We start from the raw sequence: 18645 nt of genomic DNA, 5'->3' as shown, positions 1-18645 counted from the left end.
AAATTAATATTTATATTGTATTTTCAGTTTATATTTGATTATATTTATTTAGCATATTTATAAACTGGAGAAAACACAATGAGCAAAATTGCAATTATTGGAGCAGGACCTTGCGGTCTATCAATGTTAAGAGCATTCGAACACTTAGAAAATAAAGGTGAAAAAATTCCCGAAATAGTTTGTTTTGAAAAACAGGAAGATTGGGGAGGTTTGTGGAATTATAATTGGAGAACAGGTAGTGACCAATATGGAGACCCAGTTCATAATAGTATGTATAGATATCTGTGGTCAAATGGCCCTAAAGAATGTTTAGAGTTTGCAGATTATTCTTTTGATGAACATTTTGGACAACCAATTCCTTCTTTTCCGCCAAGAGAAGTTTTGCAAGATTATATTCTTGGAAGAGTAAGCAAAGGCAAAATTAAAAATAAAATAAAACTAAACACAAGAGTTACAAATGTAACTTTCAGTAATGAAAAATTTGAAATTACTTATCAAGACAAAGCTAAAGACGAAATTTTAAAAGATACATTTGATTATTTAGTTGTATCAACTGGTCATTTCTCAGTTCCTTTTATTCCTGAATATAAAGGAATGAATTCTTTTCCAGGAAGAATAATGCACTCACATGATTTTAGAGATGCAGAGGAATTTAGAGGAAAAGATGTGATAGTTTTGGGAAGCAGTTATTCAGCTGAGGATGTTGCTCTACAGTGTAATAAATATGGGGCCAAAAGTGTAACTATTGGATATCGAAATGCACCTATGGGATTTAAATGGCCTAAAGGTATGAAAGAAGTTCATTATCTAGATAGATTGGAAGGAAAAAAAGCAATTTTTAAAGATGGTACTGAACAAGATGCAGATGCAATAATCTTGTGCACTGGTTACCTGCATCATTTTCCATTTTTAGATGAAAGCATAAAGTTAAAAACACATAACAGATTGTATCCACCGAAATTATATAAAGGAGTTGTTTGGCAAGATAATCACAAACTTTTATATCTTGGTATGCAAGACCAATTCCATACTTTTAATATGTTTGATTGCCAAGCTTGGTTTGCAAGAGATGTGATCATGGGGAAAATTAAAATGCCAAGTGCTGATGATATCAATAAAGATATCAATAAATGGGTTGCTATGGAGGAAAAATTAGAAAACCCAGATCAAATGATTGATTTTCAAACTGAGTACACGAAAGAACTTCATGATATGTCTGATTATCCAAAAATAGATTTTGAATTAATTAGAAAACATTTCAAAGAATGGGAACATCATAAAGTAGAAAATATCTTAACTTACAGAAATAAATCGTTTTCATCACCTGTCACGGGTTCTGTTGCACCTATACACCATACTCCATGGGAAACTGCGATGGATGACTCGATGAAGACTTTTTTAAATAAATAATTAATAGTTAACTTTTAATTTTTTATTTTTTGTGATTGCACTTAATAGTGCATGCATAAGTGGTATTTTATTTTTATTAATTTTTTTCAATATGTAGGGTGCAATCTCTTTAGCTAGATCAGCGCCCTCTACCGTATCATTTTTCATAAATTTATTTTTTGCAACTTTAAAAGTAAAACCTTTTCCTAAATATTCACCCATTTTACTGTTTCTTCCTCCAACTGCACTAACATATAAGTCGCCCACTCCAGCCAACCCATGAACTGTTTCTTTTTTACCTCTAAAATATTTTATTAAATATTCCATTTCATCTAATGATTTTCTAAATAAAGCTGAAGCAGTATTTTCACCTTCACCCGATCCAATGATCATTGAATATATATTTTTAATTGCAGATGAAAATTCAACACCTTTTACATCAGTTGAATATTCTGTTTTGTAGTATTTAGTTGAGATTAATTTTCCTATATTTTTTGCAATATTAATATCCTTATTTGCTATCACAGTGTAACTTTTGATTTTTTTTGCTAACTCTTTTGCCAGACAAGGTCCTTTTAAAACTGAAATATTTAAATTTTGATTTCCTTTGTTTAGCTGCTCCGACATAGTAATAATTTTTTTATTATTTCGATCATATTTAAGACCTTTGGTCAAAACGAGAATAGAAACTTTTCTCTTTATATTTTTTAAATGCTGTCTAACCATTTCAATTCCAATAGAACTTACTCCAACAACAACTAAGTCCCATTTTTCATTAAGTAAGTCTGATGAAAATTTTTTGACAGAAACTCTTTTAGATAACTTAAGTTTTAATGCTGGATGAAATTTATTTTTTGTTATTAATTTATTTAATAGATCTTTACTGTAAGGCTCGGTTAAAGTTACTTTATGATTATTGCCAGCAAGGGGAAAAGTGAATGCAGCACCCATAGCACCCGCTCCTATTATTAAAACTTTTTTCATAAGACTAGTTACGCTAAAGTTTTTTTAATTGCTAGTTTCCATCCTGCTAAAAGTTCATTTCTTAATGTTTTTTTAATGTTTGGTGAGAAAACACGATCTTTTTTCCACATATTTTTAATTTGATTTAAAGATTTATATTCTCCTATTTGAAGTCCAGCTAATAAAGCTACACCCAAAGCAGTTGTCTCTAATATTTTTGTTCTAACTACTTTTAAATTAATAACATCGGCTAAAAATTGTGTGAACCAATTATTTGCAACCATTCCACCATCTACCTTAACTATTGTTGGTTTCAAACCATCCTTGTTCATTGAATCAAACAAATCAAAACTTTGATATCCAACAGATTCTACTGTTGCTCTCACTATACTTTTCCAATCACTGTCTCTTGTTAGTCCTGTGATTACTCCTCTTGCATCTGGTCTCCAATAAGGTGCCCCCATTCCACTAAAAGCTGGTACAACAAAAACACCATCATTAATTTTAGAGGATTTTGAAATCTTTTCAGTTTCGGGTGCTTTTTTAATAAATTTTACTTTATCTCTTAGCCATTGTACTCCTGCCCCCGCTATAAAAATTGAACCTTCTAAGGCGTAAGTATTTTTGTTATTTAATCGATAGCAGATAGTAGTCAGTAATTTGTTTTTTGAATTAATTTTTTTTAGACCGGTATTCATAATAACAAATGCACCAGTACCATATGTACTTTTTATAGATCCTTTTTCAAAACAAGTTTGTCCAAATGCTGCAGCCTGCTGATCACCAAGAACTGCAGAAATTGAGATTTCAACTCCTGTAATTTTTTTATCTGTTTTTCCAAAATTATCTGCTGAGTTTTTAACTTCTGGTAAAATCTTTTGTGGAATATTTAGTTTTTTTAAAATTTCTTTGTCCCATTTATTGTTATTAATATTATACAGCATTGTTCGGCTTGCATTAGATGCTTCAGTTAAATGCTGCTTACCTTTTGTTAATTTCCAAATTAAAAATGTATCTACAGTACCAAACAATAAATTATTTGAACTAAGAAGTTTTTTTGAAATTTTAACATTGTCTAAAATCCATTTAATTTTTGTTGCTGAAAAATATGGATCTATAAATAATCCAGTTTTATTTCTAAATGAATTTTCATAATTTTTTTTCTTAAGTAATTTACAGTAGTCTTGAGTTCTTCTATCTTGCCAAACAATCGCATTATAAATTGGCTTTCCTGTTTTTTTATTCCATAGAATTGTTGTTTCCCTTTGATTTGTAATTCCAATTGTAAGTATGTGACCTTTTAATTTTTTTGCTTTATTTATTACTTGCTTTAAAGCTTTAAGTGTTGTGAACCAGATCTCATTCGGATTATGTTCTACCCAGCCATTTTTTGGGAAATATTGTTTAAATTCAAACTGTGAAACAAAAACAATATTGCCACTTGTATCAAATAAAATTACTCTTGAAGATGTCGTTCCTTGATCAATGGAAATAATAAATTTTTTCAATGGACTAAGCTATACCTAAGTGTTTTTTTCTTTTCTCAACCCAAGTTCTAATTAAATTATCAAAAATCAATCCTATGAAAGCAACACAGATACCTAGAGTTAGACCTATTCCTGCTCCATTTTTATCTGACAATGCCTTTAAAATGTACTGGCCTAGATCTTCTGTTCCAATAAAAGCTCCAATAATCACCATAAATAAAGCAAATACGATTGTTTGATTTATCCCAAGCATCATATGTGGGAAAGCTAATGGAAATTCAATCTTAGTTAATCTTTGAAATTTATTAACACCAGACATCGTTGCTGCTTCATGCAAACCAGCAGGTACACTTCTTAACCCTTCAATAGTATATCTGGTTGCTGGAATTGTTGCGTAAACAATTACAGCAATTAAAACTGAAGTATCTGTAATTCCAAATAACATCATTACTGGAATTAAGTATACAAACGATGGGAACGTTTGAAAAATATCACAAACCCCTAACATAAACGCTGCAGACTTTTTGTTTTGAAAACATAAAGTTCCAACTGTAAAACCTATTAAACAAGAAACAACTACTCCAAAAGTTGCCATGTATAATGTAACCAATGCTCTATCCCACCATGGACTTAATGCTATAAATAAAGTTAAAGCGGCAACAACTAACGCTGATCTAATTCCTCCAATTAGATAACCAGCGCCTACAGCTAATACTAAAGTGGCAACTGCTGGCATTCTTAAATATAAAGCTCTCATTGGTTGAAGCACTTCTGTAATTAACCATGTATTAAATGCTTTTATGTAAACAAAGAATGTATCAAAAATCCAATCTACACCCTTGTTCCAAAAATCAGCTGTTGAAAATCCTTTGTTGTGTGGAACTTCAAATAAATAATTAAATGTATCTTTAAAAATAAATGTTCCGATATAAGCAAGAATAGCTCCAACAACTACTGATCCACCAAAAAATATAATATTTTTATTTCTTTGGAAAAAAGTAAGATTGCCGAAATAATCTTGTTGTTGATTTGCCCACGCTAATGACATTTTATCTAATAGAATTGCAATCAAACTAATACATAAACCTGCCTCAAGAGCTAACCCAATGTTAAGTTGGTTCAAAGCAAGCAATAGATTAAATCCTAATCCTTTAGCACCAATAAAAGCAGAGATCACTGCCATAGAAAAACAAACCATAATAACTTGGTTAACACCAATTAAAATATCTCTTCTTGCGGTTGGGATAAGAACTTTGGTCATTAACTGCCAATTTGTGCAACCACTCATTCTTCCTGCTTCGATGACTTCTGGAGGAACTGCTCGTAGTCCAAGAATAGTTAATAAAATCATTGGAGGAACTGCTACTACCATTGTGATTATTACAGCTGCATGATCACCAACACCAAATAAAACAAGCGCAGGAACTAATACTGCATATTGAGGCATGGTTTGCATCACTAAAAGAATTGGATACAAAGCATTTTCTACTCTTTTGCTTTTGTAAGCAGCAATACCTAAACTGATACCGAATGCAAATGACAAAGGAACAGCCACTAATATAAAAGAAAGTGTTTGCATTGAAGGTTTCCACTGACCAAAGATTGAAATATAGACCATTGTTAAACCTGCAAATAAAGCAAGTCCTATACCACTCAGTTTATATGCAAGTATTGTTGCTCCGGCTGCAACGATAGTCCAAGGTAAACCTGGTAATTCTAACCAAGGATAAGCATCAATAAAATCCCAGCTCGTGAATGCAACTATAGTTTCTAAACCTCCAAGCAAAATTTCTCTAATCAACTCAATCAAAAACGTCATAAAAGACGTCAAATTTCTACTAATCTCTAATAACAGTGGTCTTGTTTTGAACTCTTGAGTATCTTCATTCCAAAACTCCATTGGCATCCACTCGTTCATCAAGAAAAATAAAGTGTCGTTTATCCAAATAGGTAGCCACCCAAGTAAAGGTGGTAATCTCCAAAATACATCGAAAGCATAATATCGGACTTCTTTACCTAGAAAAAAATAAACACTTTGGTTAGGATCTTTTACAAATTCTGCTTGGCCTCTTATGAATTTATAAGTTTCAGGAACTTCAATTGCAAAACATAGAGCAAAAAATACAACCAACAAAAATATCCATTGAAACAACTTTGGGTATTTTTTTAAATATTCCATGGTCTAGCTACTATTTTTTCTTCCTCCAAAAACTGTATCAATAATTGTTGAAGGTTTTATTGAACCAATAATATTGTTATTAGAGTCAACCACTCCTACAATTTTTTCTTGAGTAAGAATTTTTTCTGCAACATTTTCGATAATGTCGTCTTTTGAAACTTTTATATCTCCTAAATTATCTTTATTTGAACTATCCATTACATCTTCAATGACTAAAACTTTTTCTCTTGGAACTTCTTCGGTAAATTTTCTTACATATTCTGTAGCTGGATTTAAAACAATGTTGGCAGGTGTATCTAACTGTTCTATAATGCCATCTTTCATGATCGCAATCCGATCAGCTAATTTTAAAGCCTCGTCAAAATCATGAGTAATAAACATAATTGTTTTTTGTAATTTTTCTTGCAATCTTAAAAACTCGTCTTGCATTTCTTTTCTTATTAGTGGGTCTAATGCTGAAAACGGTTCATCTAAAAACCAAATATCAGGTTCCACTGCTAAAGATCGAGCAATCCCAACTCTTTGTTGTTGACCTCCTGAAAGCTCTCTTGGAAAATAATTTTCTCTTCCATCAAGTCCAACTAGTTTAACCATTTCCATTGCTCTGCTAATACTATCTTCAGTCTTAATACCCTTTATCTGAAGTGGGAAAGCAATATTTTCTACGACTGTTTTATGAGGCAACAAGGCAAAGCTTTGGAAAACCATTCCCATTTTGTTTCTTCTAAGCTCAATTAATTCTTTATTATTCAATTGAAGTAGATCTTGACCTTCTATGAAAATTTTTCCTCCAGTTGCGTCTGTTAATCTTGAAATACATCTTAGTAATGTTGATTTACCTGAACCAGATAAACCCATTACTACTAGCATTTCTCCTTTTGCAACTTCAAACGAAGCGTTGTTAACTCCAACTATGCAGCCGTTTTCTTGAAATGTTTTTGCATCTACATTACCGTTAGATTCTTCAAGCATTTTTTTGGCATTCTCACCAAAAATTTTATAAACTGACTCACACTTAATAACGGTCTCAGACATAAATCTTCTCAAAGTTATATGAAATTCAATAAAATTTAAATGTTAATTATTGTAACCTTTCATCATTAAAAATTCTTAATATAGTAAACTCTAGTATCAATACCTGTACTTAAAAAACTCAAAGCTTCCCCACTAACAGTAATAGTTTCATCTACCCCAACATTGTTTCCACTTACCGTAAAACCTGCATAACACTTGCCTTTTTCTTGATCCCATTTGACAAAAGTTTCATCAATTTTATTTCCGTTTATTGTATAAATCTCATGTGCTCTAAAATTTAAAAAATTGGCACCCATAATTGCTCTTTGTGGAATTAATTTCGTAGCTTTACATACTTGCTCATATACGTCATCAGTTAATCTATAGTGGTCAGTTCCATCGAAGGATACTAAAATTCCTGAAGGTAATTTAGATATTAATTCACTTAGTTTTCTTTCTTCAGCAATTCTTTGTTCTTCCAATTTCATTTTTTCTACCAGCTCGTCTCCCCCTCCAAATATTCCATTTAAAACAGCAAAAAAAGCTATCACTATTGCAGTAACAATAACTAAACCAATAAATTGCTTTGTTGAATTTGAATTGTCCTCAGTTTTATTTAAACTATTTTCGTTCGACATTACTCTTGTAACTTTCCGTTTATCCAAGTACCTGATTTTTGTTTACCGTCTGCCCAAGTAAATGTTCCTTGTCCATTCATGAAACCGTTGGACCATTCACCTTCATAAGTAGATCCATCAGGAAAAGTTAAAATTCCTTTTCCACTCCATTGACTATTTTTAAATTCACCTTTGTAAATATATCCGTTAGGCCATGTCTCAACTCCTTGACCTTCTTTTTTTGTTGCAACCCAATCACCTTCATAAGTTGTCTTGTCGGTATAAATCCATTTGCCAAAACCATTTTCACAGTTTCCTTCTTTACATCCTGTACTTCGAGCAAATGCAGATGAGTTAATTAAAGAAATTAAAAATATGAAAATTAGAAATTTTTTCATTTTGTCACTTTACACAAATTAGAATAAAAAAAAATCCCCCCCAAACAAGTTGGGGGAGATTTTAATTTTTTTAACTTTTACCCTTATTTAGTAAAAGGTTTCCAAACTGACTCGTTGTCAGCTAACCATTTTTTAGCTGCATCTTCGTGAGTCATTTTATCAACATCAACTAAAGCTGCCATCGCACCAATGTGACTTGTTGAGAATGACATTTTTTTAAATGCTGCTGCTGCGTCTGGGTGAGTTTTTGGGAAATCCTCATGAACTGCTTTTTTCAAGTATCCATCAGGAGAACCACATTTACCATCACCACCATCTTCTGGTCTGCAGCCTGCTGTGTATGGAGGGAAGTCAATAAATGTAAAACCAGCACCATCTGTAAAGTTTGGTGTCCAGTTGAAGATTATAGTTCCTCTTCCTTCTTTTTCAGCAGCTGCTAATTCAGCCCAAAGTGCATCTGCACCTCCAGCAAATTTAACCCACCAAAGATCACCTAAACCTAAAGCTTCAACTCTTTGCGGAATTAAATCACCATGCCAACTTTGAGGTCCTTCCAACATTCTTCCTTTTCCATCTGGAGAGTCAGGTGTTGTAAAGTTTTTAGCACAGTCTGGATTTTTTAAAGCTGTCCAATCTGGTAGACCTGGGCACAAACCTTTTTCAACAACCCAGTTCGGGTAACCCATATCTTCAAGAGTTCTTGCCTCATGATCACCCCAGTCAAGTAAACCACCTTTATCTAGAGCAGTAGTAAATGACTTACCGAATGCAGACTCCCATACTTCGTGAGAAATAGTTACGTCTCCAATTCTGATTGATTCATAAACTGCTTGTGAGTCAGCGTTTACATATTTTACGTTGTTACCCATGCTTTCAAAAATTCCACCAATAACGTAAGCCATCACAATTTGAGATGACCAGTTATGAGTTGGGATTACGATGGGCTTTTTGCTATCAGCGTTAGAAATTCCTGAGAAACTTACTACAGAAATAACTAGAGCAGATAATAATGACATTATTTTTTTCATTTTTTTTCCCCTCTATTAATATTAATATTAACACTCTATGTTAAAACAAATAGCTAGGTAAAGAATTATTAGTTCTAAAAAATATATATATATTTAATCAATAAAAATGGTGATAAAAAATATATCAATATTAAAAAATTTTAAAAATGTTTGGAACAAGTAAAGACATTAAAAATCCTGGACTAAATATTTTACCACCTGGAGTTGAACGACATATTGTAAATGGTGGTGCTCTTACTGCTTTTCAAATTTTTCCAGATGATGAAATAGAAATAATCAACGATGAAGGAAATCAAATTTGTGAAATAATTTGTTTTAATAAAGATGGAAAGTCAGAATTAGGAATTTTAAATTTAAAAGAAAACAGTCAAAAAAATTTCATAAGAGACATTTTAAATGGAAAAGATGAAACAATCTTAGCAACAAATTATCAATTAAAAAAAAGAAACTTAAATATAAAAGAATCTAAATCATCCATAATTTTTGATCTTGATACAAAAGCTGAGGAAAAGATTAAACTTAAATCAAAAGATAAATGTTATGCAATCTTTGCTGCACCTGGTGAAGATATGGATGTTACCAAGCAAAATCCACCGACAGATTTAACTATATTTGTTAAAAGAGCAAAAATTATAAATGATAAAGAGCTAAGCGTTATACCTGATCCAGTTTTTGAACCACTTTATGAAGAAAACATAGATAAAGAAACTTCAACATCTTACCAAGTTAAAGAAGGAGATTACATTCAAGTCATAAGTCCAACTGGGAGACAATGTTCAGACTTTGTAGCATTTGATACAAGAAAATTAGAAAAAGGAATTGAAAAAGGATTAGATTGGCAAACAACTAGAACTTTTATGGGAAACACTTTTCCTGGTCCTGGATTACATTCAAAATTTTATGATACTGATCACGAACCCTTAGTAGAGGTAATAAGAGATACAGTTGGTAAACATGATACTTTTAATCTTGCATGTACTTCAAAATATTATGAAGATGCTGGTTACTTTGGTCATCCTAACTGCTCAGATAATTTAACTGAGAGTATGTCTAAATATGGAGTTCAAAAACAAAAAGGATGGCATGCAATTAATTTATTTTTTAATACATCGGCTGCTGGATTAAATTCAGTAATATCTGACGAATCTTATTCTAGACCTGGTGATTATGTAATGTTTAGAGCGTTAAAAAATTTAACAATTGGTACTACGGCTTGTCCTAGTGATATTGATGCTTGTAATTCATGGAATCCTACTGAAATTTTTGTTAGAACTTATGACAAAAATAAAGAATTTAGAAAGTCATTTGCTTTTCGAATGAAAACAGACTCAGAAAAAAAATTAACAAGAAATTCAGGTTTCCACGAACGTACATCTCAACTTACTAGAAATTTTGTTGATGCAAGAGGTTTTTGGCTTCCAAATGATTATACAAAACACGGAATAGTAAATGAATATAATGCCTGTAGAAACGATGCGGTATTAATTGATTTATCTTCACTTAGAAAATTTGAAATAATAGGTCCAGATGCTGAGGAATTATTAAACTACACACTTACAAGAAACATCAAAAAATTATCAGTTGGCCAAGTTGTATATTCTGCAATGTGTTATGAAAATGGAATGATGTTTGATGATGGAACATTATTAAGATTAAGCGAAACAGGATTTAGATGGATATGTGGTGATGAGTATGCTGGAGAATGGTTAAAAGAAATAGCGAAGAAAAAAAATTTTAATGCAAATGTTAAAAATTCAACAGACCAAATCAGTAATGTTTCTATACAAGGTCCAAAAAGTAGAGAAATTTTAAAAAAGATAATTTTTACACCACCCACCCAACCATCTATTGATGAGCTAGGTTGGTTTAGATTTACAATTTGTAGAATAGAAGAATTACAAGGTATTCCACTAGTTGTTTCTAGAACTGGTTATACAGGTGAGCTTGGTTATGAAGTATGGTGTCATCCAAACCATGCTCCTGAAGTTTGGGATAAATTAATGGAAGCAGGAAAAGATGACGGTTTAATTCCTGCTGGTTTTGCTGCTCTTGATAAGCTTAGAATAGAAGCTGGATTAATTTTATTTGGAAATGAATTTGATGGTCAACAAGATCCCTTTGAAGCAGGGATAGGTTTTGCGGTTCCTTTGAAAACTAAAGAAGAAGACTTCATTGGTAAAGAAGAATTAATTAAAAGAAAAAACAATCCTCAAAAAAAATTAGTTGGCTTAGAATTGATTGGAAAAGAAATTGCAGGTCATGGTGATTGTGTTCATATTGGTAGAGCTCAAGTGGGTATTGTTACAAGTGGATGTCTATCATCAACTCTAAATAAAAATGTAGCTCTTTGCAGAATAGATGCTCAATATTCAGAAATTGGAACTGAAGTTGAAGTTGGAAAAATTGATGGTCACCAAAAAAGAATTAGTGCTAAAGTTGTTGGCTTCCCATTCTACGATCCAACTAAGTCTAGAGTAAGATCGTAAAAAAATGCCGAAAGAAAAAAAAACCCTATTAGATTTTTGGGAAGAACAAATGAAACAATCTCATACTTCTAGTAATTATTTTTTCAGAAAGTCACCTTCTCACTATCACATGATGTTATTAGTTATGTCAGCTTTTAAAGAAGGAACAAAAATATCTGTTGAAGAATTAAAAACAAAATTATTTAAAACATCTAGGCCAAAATCAGCTTTAATAATTACAGAGGCTTGTGAAAAAGGATTCTTTAAACTTGAAAAAACTTCAACTGACCAGCGAATTAAAAATATAGTCCCAAGTGAGTCATTTATTAAAGAATTTAATAACTACTTAGAAACGCTAAAAAACATCAGTTATTAATTAATTTTTTGACTGATATAAAAAGTATCTAATTTTTATATATAATTTTTACTTCTATAAATAATTATATTAATTAACATTATCAAAAAATAATGTTTTGATATGACGACATTACCTTCAAAAGCAAAAGTAGTGATAATCGGTGGTGGTATACACGGTTTAAGTACTGCATGGAAACTTTCAGAAACTTATAAAAATCCTGGTGACATAGTTGTATTAGAAAAAAAAGATACAGCTGCTGGTGCAAGTGGAATTGCATGTGGAGTTGTAAGAAATAATTATTTTCAGCCAGCAATGAGAGAATTAATGGCTCATTCAGTTTCAGTTTGGGAAAGTGATCCGAAAGCGTTTAAATATAATCCAGTTGGATACTTACAAATATCTCCAGAAGTAATGCATGAAGATGTTGCAAGTATTTATGAACAACAAAAAGCAATTGGATATGAATCAGTTTTTATTGAAGGTGAAAAAGATTGCACAAATTACATGAAGGGAATTTTTGATGATTGGCAAGCTCAAGGTATCACTTCTGTACTTCATGAAAAAAAAGGTGGATACGCTTTTAATAAAGATTCAATTAAAGCCCTAGAGAACAAATCTACATCTAATGGTGTCCAAGTTATGAAAGGTGTAAGAGTGACTGGTTTTAAAAAAGGAAGTAACAGTCAAGCAGTAACTGGTGTTGAAACTGACAAAGGAACTATTGAGTGTGAACAAGTAGTTGTTGGTGCAGGACCATGGGCAAGAGATTTTTGGAATATGTTAGAGTTACCAAAGACAGCTCACATAAAAGGTAAAGATGGTAAGATGCATGAAACTGATATGTGGACTTACTGGATGCTTCAAGAAGGAGTTATCGGTGTTGAGCCAGATTTCTTAAAAACAAATGATGGAAAACAACCACCTGTAGTTCACGTTGACTCGACGGCACCTTTATACTCTGACAAAACAAAAAAATTATTAACAGATAAAATTTGGGGAATTTATTATAAACCTGATATTGAAGGTTTAGGTGTACAAGGTGGAACTTCTCCTTACATTGTTAAAAAACATTTTGATGAAGTAAACGTTGACCCTTATGGAATTGAGTCTCCAGAGTATCAAACAACAGACGCTTTTAGTGAAATGTGGTGTTCAGCACTTGCACATTGCCAAAAAAGATTTGAAGGAAAATCAGACTTATACAGAAAAGGACCATCAGGTGGTTTAGGATGTATGACACCAGACTCTTTTCCTATCTTCGATAGATTTTTTGAAAACGTTTACATGATTGCTGATGCTAATCACGGATATAAAATGATTGGTGTTGGTGAACTTGTTGCAAAAGAAATTCTTGGTACTGAAAGTGATTTATTGAAGCCGTTTAGATTCAACCGTTACGAGAAGGGTGAACTTCATCCTACTTCTAACAGTCCGTTCCCTTGGAGTTAAACTCTAAGCCTAGACACGAATAAAGTTTTCAGCTACGCTTGAATAATTAATAATTCATTGAGGGGTGAAAATGACGGATCTAGAAAAACATGTTAACCAACCAGGTAGAGCTAAATTAGTAAAAAAAGTTCGAGAAAAAATTAACGAACTTGGAATAACTTATATTTATTATCAATTTATTTCTGTAACAGGAAGAGTCGTAGGTAAAGGTATACCTGCAGATCACTGGGAAAGAACTGCAGAAAAAGGATTTCAATTAGTTTACGGAGCAACAGCAAACTTATTCTTAGATCGTCACAATAACTATATTGGTTATGGTCCAGAGGCCATGGAACTTGTTGGAATTCCTGATCCAGATACTTTTGTGCAATTACCTTGGGACAAAAGAGTTGGAAGAGTTTTTGTAACATGTTTTAGAAACAGAGAAGAAAGAGAAAATCCAGGTGGTCACTTAACTTCAGACTGCAGAGGAAATCTAAGAATTTTCATGGATGAATTTAAGAAAAAACATGGTCTAGAATTAAGAGTTGGTACTGAGCCTGAAATGATGTGGTTAACAAAAAATGAGGATGGAACCCCAACTGGTAAAGGTTTTTCAAAACCATTCTGTTATCACATTGATCAATTTGAGTCGTTAAGACCAGTATTTATGAAGGTAATTGAATATGCAAAAGCGATGGGACTTGATATGATTCAAGGAGACCACGAAGATGCACCAGGTCAATTAGAATTAAACTGGACTTACGATAACGTCTTAAGAAACGCAGATAGATTATCAACATACAGACAAATTTGTGCTCAAGTTGCAAGAGAACATAACTTGATAGCTTGCTTTATGACTAAACCTTTCATGGGAGTTTCTGCAAGTGGATGTCATACAAATATGTCTCTATGGAAAGGTGGAAAAGTTAAAGTAAACAAACTTGGAAACAAAAAACTTCCAGGTGTTGAAGAAGTATTTAGTTACGTTGAAGGTGGAACAAATACTTTTATGCCTGATACTAAAGATATGCAATTACCAGGTAAAATTGGTTTGCAATCAATTGCGGGTATCATGGAACACTTGCCAGCACTAACAGCATTAGGATCTTCTACTGTTAACTCTTATAGAAGACTATGGGACCAAGGTTTCTGGGCACCAGTTTATGCTGACTGGGGATACCAAAATAGAACTTGTGGATTAAGAGTTTCTGCACCAGGTAGATTTGAATACCGATCAGTAGACTCTATGCATAATCCATACTTATTAGGCGCAGCGTTACTAAAAGCATGTGATCATGGAATTAGTAAAAAATTAAAACCAGCTGCTCCTGAGTCTAGAAATATTTACGAAGCTCAAAAGGCTGGTAAAGATGTTAAAAAACTTCCATTAAGTCTTGGTGAAGCTTTGGCTAGACTTGCAGAAGATGAAGTAATTAAATCTGCAATGCCGGATGAAATGTATAAAGTTTTCCATTGGTACAAAAACGATGAGTGGGAAAGATTCTTGGGTGCTACAACTCAATGGGATCTGGATACTTATCTTGATTGCTTACCGTAGGTCGTTAATTAATATAGATAGAAAGGGTATAAAGAATATGTGTGGGATAGCAGGATTAATTCATAGAGGAAAATCCTCAAATGTTGGAAGCGAATTACAAGGAATGCTTCAAGCGTTAAAACATAGAGGTGAAGACTCTACTGGATATGCTTTATATGGAGATACAGATGGCAAAAATTTCATCATGCGTTTTAAGGTTGGTGAGAATGTTGGTGAAGGAAGCTCATCAGTTATGGAAGATGTTTCTGTATACGATGAAAGAAAAAAAGTTGTAGATCAAACTTTAGCAGAAATGGGAGCTAAAGTTGTTAAGGAAGAAAGAACACTTCCCTACTCTTTAAGATATGAAATTGATTACAACGCAAAAGATTTGTTAGATTTCTCTCAAAGAATAGAAAGTATTCCAGGTGTAGAGATTTTATCTATGGGTAAATCATTAGAAGTTATTAAAGATTTGGGTAACGCAAAAATGGTTTGTGATAGATATAGTCTAGATAAGGTTGTTGGAACTCATGCGATAGGTCATGCTAGAATGGCAACTGAGTCTGGTGTTGATATCAAATCTGCCCACCCTTTCTGGGGCTATCCTTTCAGTGACGTTTCTGTAGTTCACAATGGTCAGTTAACTAACTATTGGAATAATAGAAGAGTATTGGAAAATAAAGGAATGAGATTTATGTCTGAGTGTGACTCAGAACTAATCGCAGTATATCTTGCAGAAAAAATGAGAGATGGAGCAACTTTAGAGGAAGGTATGAAAGAGAGCTTAACTGGTTTAGATGGAGTATTTACTTACTTTGTAGCGACAAAAGACTCTTTAGGTATGGCAAAAGATACTATGGCTGCAAAACCTTTAGTTTTATATGAGTCAGATGATTTAGTTGCAATGGGATCAGAAGAAATAGCTATTAGATCTGTGCTACCACAAGAAATAGACACATATGATCCATTTGATGGGGAGGTAAAAGTATGGCAAATCTAAAAACTGTATCTAAAAAATCTAAAGCCCAATCAATGGGTATGCATACTGAGGTTTTAACAGGAAGAACTCAACAAAAATTCTTTAATCCTGATGAAGCTGAAAACTTTTATTATTTTGGAACATACGATGTAGATTTTAATAAAAGAACTGAGCTTGATGTAAAAGATATGACAGCTCCAGAAGCTAACAAGGAAATTGATAATTTAATGAGCCAAGGTTACGGAACAATTGTAATCAAAAACCCTCAAGGAAAACACAGTTTAGGTGTTGGTATTTTAAATAAACTTAATTTAATTTTTGAAGGAAGTTTAGGGTATTTTGGAATGGGTTCGTGCGATGGTCCAATCGTTAGAATTAATGGAAGAGTTGGTTGGTCATGTGCTGAAAACCTTATGGCTGGAAAAGTAGTTATTGAAAAAAATGCTGGCTCTTGTTTTGGTGCGGCTATCAGAGGTGGAGATTTAATCTGCAAAGGTAGCGTTGGTGCTAGAACTGGTATTGATATGAAAGGTGGAACTATCATTATTGGTGGAGATGCTGGTGCATTCACTGGTTTCATGATGCAAAGAGGAAGAATAATAATTCTTGGTAATGTTGGAATTAATTTAGGAGACTCGATGTACGATGGAACTATTTTTGTTGGTGGTGAAATTGGATCTTACGGAAGTGATGCAGTAGACGCTGAACTAACAGATAGTGACCAAGATTGGTTAAAAAGAAAATTAAAAGTTGCAGAAATTGGTGAAAATTTTGATGTAAGTAAAATGAAAAAAATTGTAGCTGGTAAAAAACTTTGGAATTACGATAATTTAGAACCTACAGAGAAGAAGGGAGCAATTTAATGCCTAAGAAAAAAAGTAAAAAGAATGGTAAAGGCGTTGGTGGAAAAGCTGATGTCCATGTACATGAAGAAGGAAAAAGAAATAAAAGTCTACTAGGACATAATGCTATTTTTACTCCTGAAGTTATAGACGACATTCACATTAAATCTCAATTAGGAAGATACAGAATGCGTGGAATGGCATTAATGAAAAAGATTCCAACATTTGATGATTTAGTATTTTTGCCTGGAACACTTACAAGATTTGTAATCGAAGGTTATAGAGAAAAGTGTGAAACTAAAACTGTAATTGGTCCAAGATGTGAGAACCCAATTGAATTAGATATACCTGTTTACATTACAGGAATGAGTTTTGGTGCACTTTCATATGAAGCAAAAACTGCTTTAGCAAGAGGAGCTACTATGGCAGGAAGTGCTACTTGTTCAGGTGAAGGTGGAATGATACCAGATGAAAGAAGATATTCAGAGAAATGGTATTACCAATGTATTCAATCAAGATATGGTTTCAATCCACATCATGCTCAATTAGCAGATGGAATTGAAGTGTTTATTGGACAAGGACAAAAAGTTGGTATGGGTGGGCATTTAATGGGTCAAAAAGTAACTGACCAAGTTGCAGAAATGAGATCATTACCCTCTGGTATTGACCAAAGATCACCTGCAAGACACCCTGACTGGTTAGGTCCAGATGATTTAGCTCTAAAAGTTGAAGAGTTACGACAGTTAACAAAAAATAAAGTTCCCATTCAGTTAAAACTTGGTGCATCAAAAGTTTACGACGATGTACGTATGGCTGCAAAATGTGATCCAGACTCTATTTATCTAGATGGTATGGAAGGATCTACTGGAGCAGGACCTCACATTGCTGCTGCAAATACTGGAATTCCAGGAATTGCTGCTATTAGAGAAGCAAGAAGAGCAATTGATGATGTAGGTAAAACTGGAAAAGTAACATTAATTTATGCAGGTGGAATAAGAGATGGTGCTGATATGGCTAAAGCTTTAGCACTTGGTGCTGATGCAATTGCAATTGGTACTGGTTCAATGATTGCACTTAATTGTAATAAAGATATTCCAGAGGCTGATTTCGAAAAAGAAATGGGTGTAAAAGCTGGAGAGTGTTATCACTGCCATACTGGAAGATGTCCAGTTGGTGTTGCTACTCAGGATCCAAAATTAAGAGCAAGATTAAATCCTGATGATGCAGCGTTGAGAGTATATAACTATCTACACTCAATGACTTTGGAAGCTCAATTGTTAGCTAGAGCTTGTGGTAAGACGAATATTCATTCGTTAGAACCAGAAGATTTAGCGGCTTTAACTTCTGAAGCTTCTGCATTAGCGAAAGTTCCACTTGCAGGTACAAACTACACTGTAGGTGTTGATAACTATCACAAAATATAAGAGGTAACGATGGCTAAAAAGAAAACTAAAAAAACTAAATCGAAAGCTAAAGTTTCAAAAGTTAAGTTTGGAGTAAAAAAACAAACTGCTAGAGAAAAAATGATAGGCCAGTCGATTGGTTATAGATACGACGTTAACCTGTTGCCTGATTATAATAAAATAACTCCATTCTTAAAAAAATATATTGAGGCAATGGGATGGGATGATTTAAATTGGTTGGAAGATGTACACATGGGTTACGAAGAAGGAAGACCTGCAGTGTTTTGCAGAAATGCAAATGGATGGGTAACAATTCCAAAATCAATTAAACTTCCTAACAATCAACAAGACAGAGATATGATTGCAAGAGAGCTTCTGGTTAAGTTTCAAATGTCTCCAAAACATCCTCTTGTTGATTTGAAAAAGGCATATCTAAAATTTTAAATAACAATCAATAGTTGATTTCAATTCTAAAAACCTAGTGACCACACTAGGTTTTTAGTTTATCTTTATATTTGTAAGTAACCTAATAATTTTATAGGGTTTAGGATA

At 32.9% G+C, this 18645-nt stretch carries 16 protein-coding genes; 9 read left to right on the top strand and 7 right to left on the bottom strand.

What is annotated here, in order from left to right; translation table 11 throughout:
• Positions 1-78: 78 nt before the first annotated feature.
• Complete coding sequence (locus ACTTBI_RS01020; protein WP_440652238.1) at positions 79-1410, top strand: NAD(P)-binding domain-containing protein; 1332 nt, start codon at positions 79-81, stop codon at positions 1408-1410.
• Here the strand turns inward: ACTTBI_RS01020 and ACTTBI_RS01015 are convergent, their stop codons facing one another.
• The 7 genes from ACTTBI_RS01015 to ACTTBI_RS00985 form a co-directional block, all read right to left on the bottom strand.
• Positions 1411-2373: a 2-dehydropantoate 2-reductase N-terminal domain-containing protein gene (locus tag ACTTBI_RS01015; protein ID WP_440652237.1), complete on the bottom strand. Its 963-nt coding sequence runs from the start codon at positions 2371-2373 to the stop codon at positions 1411-1413. It lies immediately after the preceding gene.
• 8 nt (positions 2374-2381) lie between these two features.
• Positions 2382-3860: a glycerol kinase GlpK gene (glpK, locus tag ACTTBI_RS01010; RefSeq protein ID WP_440652236.1), complete on the bottom strand. Its 1479-nt coding sequence runs from the start codon at positions 3858-3860 to the stop codon at positions 2382-2384.
• A 4-nt stretch (positions 3861-3864) separates the two neighbouring features.
• Positions 3865-6018: an ABC transporter permease gene (locus tag ACTTBI_RS01005; RefSeq protein WP_440652235.1), complete on the bottom strand. Its 2154-nt coding sequence runs from the start codon at positions 6016-6018 to the stop codon at positions 3865-3867.
• Between the two features lie 3 nt (positions 6019-6021).
• A complete protein-coding gene (locus ACTTBI_RS01000) occupies positions 6022-7053 on the bottom strand; it encodes a quaternary amine ABC transporter ATP-binding protein (protein WP_440652234.1) in 1032 nt (343 codons plus the stop codon).
• A 65-nt stretch (positions 7054-7118) separates the two neighbouring features.
• Positions 7119-7670, bottom strand: a complete 552-nt coding sequence (locus ACTTBI_RS00995; protein WP_440652233.1) for a hypothetical protein — start codon at positions 7668-7670, stop codon at positions 7119-7121.
• Complete coding sequence (locus tag ACTTBI_RS00990; RefSeq protein ID WP_440652232.1) at positions 7670-8047, bottom strand: MORN repeat-containing protein; 378 nt, start codon at positions 8045-8047, stop codon at positions 7670-7672. The genes ACTTBI_RS00995 and ACTTBI_RS00990 overlap by 1 nt, the downstream gene beginning before the upstream one ends.
• An 83-nt stretch (positions 8048-8130) precedes the next feature.
• The gene (locus ACTTBI_RS00985; RefSeq protein ID WP_262590397.1) at positions 8131-9075 is read right to left on the bottom strand and encodes an ABC transporter substrate-binding protein; all 945 of its coding nucleotides are present in this window, start codon (positions 9073-9075) and stop codon (positions 8131-8133) included.
• A gap of 146 nt (positions 9076-9221) precedes the next feature.
• Between ACTTBI_RS00985 and gcvT the strand changes: the two genes are divergently transcribed.
• The 8 genes from gcvT to ACTTBI_RS00945 all read left to right on the top strand — a co-directional run bounded on the left by gcvT (position 9222) and on the right by ACTTBI_RS00945 (position 18537).
• Positions 9222-11561: a glycine cleavage system aminomethyltransferase GcvT gene (gene gcvT, locus ACTTBI_RS00980; RefSeq protein WP_440652231.1), complete on the top strand. Its 2340-nt coding sequence runs from the start codon at positions 9222-9224 to the stop codon at positions 11559-11561.
• A 4-nt stretch (positions 11562-11565) separates the two neighbouring features.
• Positions 11566-11916: a hypothetical protein gene (locus ACTTBI_RS00975; protein WP_440652230.1), complete on the top strand. Its 351-nt coding sequence runs from the start codon at positions 11566-11568 to the stop codon at positions 11914-11916.
• Between the two features lie 102 nt (positions 11917-12018).
• On the top strand, positions 12019-13347 hold the full coding sequence (locus ACTTBI_RS00970; protein WP_440652229.1) for an NAD(P)/FAD-dependent oxidoreductase: 1329 nt from the start codon (positions 12019-12021) through the stop codon (positions 13345-13347).
• A 70-nt stretch (positions 13348-13417) separates the two neighbouring features.
• A complete protein-coding gene (locus ACTTBI_RS00965; RefSeq protein ID WP_440652228.1) occupies positions 13418-14887 on the top strand; it encodes a glutamine synthetase family protein in 1470 nt (489 codons plus the stop codon).
• Between the two features lie 37 nt (positions 14888-14924).
• Positions 14925-15869, top strand: a complete 945-nt coding sequence (locus ACTTBI_RS00960) for a glutamine amidotransferase (protein ID WP_440647515.1) — start codon at positions 14925-14927, stop codon at positions 15867-15869.
• Positions 15857-16711 carry a GXGXG motif-containing protein gene (locus ACTTBI_RS00955; protein WP_428079748.1) on the top strand — a complete coding sequence of 285 codons (855 nt, stop codon included), beginning with the start codon at positions 15857-15859 and terminating at the stop codon, positions 16709-16711. The genes ACTTBI_RS00960 and ACTTBI_RS00955 overlap by 13 nt, the downstream gene beginning before the upstream one ends.
• Positions 16711-18114 (top strand): FMN-binding glutamate synthase family protein, encoded by a 1404-nt coding sequence (locus ACTTBI_RS00950; RefSeq protein ID WP_440652227.1) that lies wholly within the window; start codon positions 16711-16713, stop codon positions 18112-18114. Before ACTTBI_RS00955 ends, ACTTBI_RS00950 begins: the two co-directional genes overlap by 1 nt.
• A 9-nt stretch (positions 18115-18123) precedes the next feature.
• Positions 18124-18537, top strand: coding sequence for a hypothetical protein (locus tag ACTTBI_RS00945; RefSeq protein WP_440614088.1), 414 nt, complete (start codon positions 18124-18126; stop codon positions 18535-18537).
• The last annotated feature ends 108 nt before the right edge of the window (positions 18538-18645 follow it).

This window comes from Candidatus Pelagibacter sp. HIMB1542, assembly GCF_052047835.1.
GTDB lineage: Bacteria > Pseudomonadota > Alphaproteobacteria > Pelagibacterales > Pelagibacteraceae > Pelagibacter.
The sequence above is the reverse complement of the archived record's forward strand: the minus strand, read 5'-3'. Positions and strand labels throughout refer to the sequence as shown.